The sequence below is a fragment of the Thiohalocapsa sp. genome, from assembly GCF_019695415.1.
Lineage (GTDB): Bacteria > Pseudomonadota > Gammaproteobacteria > Chromatiales > Chromatiaceae > Thiohalocapsa.
In genome coordinates this window covers 3,221-6,975 of sequence record NZ_JAIFKJ010000485.1, presented here as the reverse complement: position 1 = coordinate 6,975, position 3,755 = coordinate 3,221, and the positions used below count along the sequence as shown (strand labels likewise).

5 protein-coding genes are annotated in these 3,755 nt (G+C 68.9%); 3 read left to right on the top strand and 2 right to left on the bottom strand.

The window, feature by feature from the left end; genetic code table 11:
- Positions 1 to 106 precede the first annotated feature (106 nt).
- The 3 genes from I6U14_RS13560 to I6U14_RS13550 all read left to right on the top strand — a co-directional run bounded on the left by I6U14_RS13560 (position 107) and on the right by I6U14_RS13550 (position 1,934).
- Positions 107 to 1,213: an alpha/beta fold hydrolase gene (locus I6U14_RS13560; protein ID WP_296900053.1), complete on the top strand. Its 1,107-nt coding sequence runs from the start codon at positions 107 to 109 to the stop codon at positions 1,211 to 1,213.
- Between the two features lie 79 nt (positions 1,214 to 1,292).
- Positions 1,293 to 1,631 (top strand): DUF4342 domain-containing protein, encoded by a 339-nt coding sequence (locus I6U14_RS13555; RefSeq protein ID WP_296900052.1) that lies wholly within the window; start codon positions 1,293 to 1,295, stop codon positions 1,629 to 1,631.
- Between the two features lie 69 nt (positions 1,632 to 1,700).
- The gene (locus tag I6U14_RS13550; protein ID WP_296900051.1) at positions 1,701 to 1,934 is read left to right on the top strand and encodes a hypothetical protein; all 234 of its coding nucleotides are present in this window, start codon (positions 1,701 to 1,703) and stop codon (positions 1,932 to 1,934) included.
- Positions 1,935 to 2,001: 67 nt separating this feature from the next.
- On the opposite strand, the gene I6U14_RS13545 is transcribed toward I6U14_RS13550, so the two are convergent.
- Complete coding sequence (locus tag I6U14_RS13545; RefSeq protein ID WP_296900050.1) at positions 2,002 to 2,487, bottom strand: cyclic nucleotide-binding domain-containing protein; 486 nt, start codon at positions 2,485 to 2,487, stop codon at positions 2,002 to 2,004.
- A gap of 245 nt (positions 2,488 to 2,732) precedes the next feature.
- Positions 2,733 to 3,755 (bottom strand): TatD family hydrolase (locus I6U14_RS13540; RefSeq protein ID WP_296900049.1); only part of this gene is annotated, 1,023 nt, incomplete at its 5' end.

Here is a 3,755-nt window from a genome sequence, read left to right as displayed (position 1 = left end):
CCGAGGAGAAACGTCGCGAGGGAAGAGCACAAACCAACATGCAGAATCCGCCAAGCTACCAACAGGCACTGGCAGCATTCCTCGACTGGTGCGGGACGCGGCCGTGATGCACCGGCGTGCGTACCGGAGCGCGCTCGGCGGTTTGCGCATCCACCGCCACGTCCTTGCCCTGCCCCGCGCTCTGCGCCGCCGGCGCGCGCTGGCCCTGAGCCTGGCGCTGGCCGTGATGCCGATGCTCGGCCCCGGCGGCTGCGCGGCGCCGCGGCTGGTGCCGACCACCGAAGCGGTGCTTGCGCCGGCGCTGGGCGGCGAGCATGTGCGCATGCCGGACGGCTTCCGGCTGCCGCTGCGGCGCTGGGCGCCGGCCACAGGCGCGAGGACGGCGGACACCGTGGTCCTGGCCCTGCACGGCTTCAACGACTACGCCAATGCCTTCGGGGCGCTCGCCCGACGCCTGGCAGCCGACGGCGTCCGTGTTTATGCGGTGGATCAGCGTGGCTTCGGTGCCGGTCGCCTAGCGGGGCGCTGGCATGGCAGTGATCGACTCACCGCAGACCTGCGCGCACTCATCCGAGCCCTGCGGTCTCGGCATCCGGATGCTCGGCTCGTGGTGCTGGGTGAGAGCATGGGTGCTGCCGTGGTGCTCGCCGCCCTGGCTGAGGGTCCGCTGGGCGCGGATGCCCTCGTGCTCATCGCCCCCGCCGTGTGGGATCGCGACAGCATGCCCTGGTACCAGCGCCTGGCGCTTAACACCGCGGTGCGCGTCGCACCGGGCAAGGTGCTCACCGGTGAGGGCGTACCCATCCATCCATCCGACAACATCGACATGCTGCGTGACATGGGCGCAGACCCGCTGGTGCTGAAGGGCGCCCGGATAGACAGCCTCTGGGGCGTCACCAACCTCATGGACCGGGCGCTCGAGGGCGTCGCGCAATTGCATGGGCCGGTGCTGCTGCTCTACGGTGAGCGCGACCGCATCATCCCGTCCGCGGCCTATTGCCGCATGCTCAAGCGGCTGCCGACGGACGTACCCGGGCTGCGGCTGGTGCTCTACCGCCATGGCTGGCACATGCTGCCGCGGGATCTGCAGGGCGCCAGGGTCCGGCACGACATCGCCGAATGGCTCCGCAATCCTGCGGCACCGCTGCCGTCCGGGGAGACGGTGGCACCGGACGGTGCTCGGCTGCGGGCCTTCTGCCGACAGCATCGCTGACTGCGGTCGCGGGTGCACTCCAGTCTCGGTTATACTGGCTGGCTTTCCACCGCTACCGGGCGCATCCTGGGGGCCGCGTATGAGTAAAGGCAAACGCAGCATCACCGAGCGCTTCACCGTCGCCGGCGGCGAGCTGGTCGACTTTGTGAAAAAGCTGATCGCGGACGGCAATATCCGTCGGCTCGTCATCCGCCGGCCGAGCGGCGAGGCGCTGATCGAGATCCCGCTCACCGCGGGCATCGTCGCCGGCGGTGCCCTCACGCTGCTGGCCCCGGTGATCGCAGCCGTCGGCGCCATCGCCGCGCTGCTGGCCAAGTTCGAGGTGGACGTGGAGCGCATCGACGAGCCGCCTCGATACATCGAGGACGACGAAGACCGCCACTGGGACCGCATCGAGGGTGACGACGACCGGCGCTGACACGCGCCGCCAAAGCGCATCGAGCCCGTACGCACCGGTGCCGTAACGACAGCAAGAGACAGACGACCGATGGAGCAAGTCAAGAAAACCGACACCCACCGCATCTACAAGAAGCGCTCCGGGCGCCACGCGGTGAAGGACATGAAGACCAAGAAGTGGGTCAATGGCGACGACAAGGCCGCCATCCTGCTGGCCGAGGGCCTGATCGAGCCGCCGAAGCAAAAAGCGCCAGAGCCGGCAGCCGAAGCAGACGCAGCAAGCGCTGACGACGCCACGGAGCAGCCAGCCGAGGAATCAAGCTAGCGAGATACCGATTGATTGGCCATCCTGACCAACAGTCGGACGCTTAAAATCGCTGCGCAGAAGCCCCTCAGAAGAGGGCGTGGGTGCGATAGACGTACTTGGTGAGCTCCACGTACTGTGCGTTCATGCGGCGCAGGATGTCTTGGCTCACCTGCACGATGTTCTGCATCACCCGGTAGACCAGCCAAGGGTCCTGCTCCACCAGCCCTTCGAACGCTTCGCGTTCCACGCTGCACACCTGCGTGCGCCCGAGGGAGCGCAGCGTTGCCGTGTGCGGCCGACCACTGATGAAGCCCATCTCTCCGGCGAGATCCCCGGTGCGGAGCACATGGATGGTGGTGTATTCGCCCTTGCCCATGTCGCGGGTCACGGCAATGCCCCCCTCCGCCAGAATGTGCAGGCTGTTATCCACCTTGCCCTCGTCGATCAGCACCTCGCCATCGTTCAAACGGCGACAGAAGGCGATGCCCGCTAAGGCGCGGACCTGATCGTCGGTGAGCCCGGCAGTGAGGGGCGAGCTGCGCAAATAGGGAAAGTCGGTCTCGGCATTCATCGGTGCATACTCCGCAAAGCTGGCCGAGGACGGAGCTTACACCGGCTCATGACGGTGCATCCAGCGGACTGGGACCAGCGGACTGGGTCCGGCAGACTGGGCTCAGCAGACTGGGCGGGGCGGACTGGGCCCAGGGCAGCCGCGGCTCGCATCGCGCGTGGGCGGAACAGCCAGACGAAGCCTGCGCGCAACGTTCGGTTGCAGCCGAGGCCCCGAGCAGCGCAGACTGCCCGGCGAAGCCCGACTCAGGGGGCCGGTTCGCGCGCCGTCTCCGTCCTCCCGTAGAGCGCCAAGGTGTTATCCAGCAGCACCTTGCGCTGCACATCCGCCGGCAGGAAGGACGCCCAGCGGCGGTGGAAGTCGAGAAACTCGCCAATGTGCTCCCAGCCCGTATCGGCACGGTCCCAGGCGTCCAGCCGGTCCACCGGCCAGACGGCGTCGGAGCCGATGACGAAACGCTCTGGCCAGCGCAGCACGAGCGCTTCCCACGCGGGCAGCAGGCGGCCGTCTTCGTCACTGATCGGGAAGCGCAGAAAGCGCCAGGGGTCGCGCGCGGACAGGTCCATCCAGACATTGGGGCACGCCTGCAGCACGCGCTCCGCCTCATCCGGCGGCAGCGCGGCGCCGGCGTGGGCGAGCACCAGGCGATTCTCCGGCCGGGCCTTGCAGATGGAGAGCGTCGGCTCGGCGCGGGAGAACTCGGTGTGTACCAACACCGGCACATCGAACTCGGCGGCGGCATCCAGGAGCCCCTTCAGCACGTCGCTGCGATTCCAGCGAGCCGCGAAGCCGCCGATGAGGTGCAGCTCGCCGATGCCATGGTAGCGCCCGGAGGCCAGCGCTGCGCGCACCTCCTCCACCAGAGCATCGCGGCCCTGCCAGCCGTACCAGTCGCCGCCGCGGCGATAGACGCCGTAGATGGGCACGACAATGTCCGGGGCCAGCGCCTGCAGCTCCAATGCGCGCTCCGCCGGCGTGCCGGTGACGATGGCAAGCCGCACGTTGTTGTCTTTGAGGGCCTGCACGGCCTCTTCCGGCGACGTGACCTCCGCCTGATTCCATTTGTAGTGCAGGTGGGCGTCGGCGACCGGCACGGCCGCCACCCGCTCTGACGGCCCCGTCGCGGGGTCCTCCTGCTCGGCCCGCCCCCCCGCGCACGCCCCCCCCCGCCGGCTGACACTCCCACCGCCGACACCCGGCACCCGCCCCGAGCTCCGCCGCGACCACCGCCCCAGCCAACTCTCGGGCGGCCAGGAGCAGCGGGTCGC

Excerpts from the sequence above, each read along its gene's own strand:
- I6U14_RS13560 (WP_296900053.1), top strand. The coding sequence starts at position 107 with ATGCACCGGCGTGCGTACCGGAGCGCGCTCGGCGGTTTGCGCATCCAC.
- I6U14_RS13555 (WP_296900052.1), top strand. The coding sequence starts at position 1,293 with ATGAGTAAAGGCAAACGCAGCATCACCGAGCGCTTCACCGTCGCCGGC.
- I6U14_RS13550 (WP_296900051.1), top strand. The coding sequence starts at position 1,701 with ATGGAGCAAGTCAAGAAAACCGACACCCACCGCATCTACAAGAAGCGC.
- I6U14_RS13545 (WP_296900050.1), bottom strand. The coding sequence starts at position 2,487 with ATGAATGCCGAGACCGACTTTCCCTATTTGCGCAGCTCGCCCCTCACT.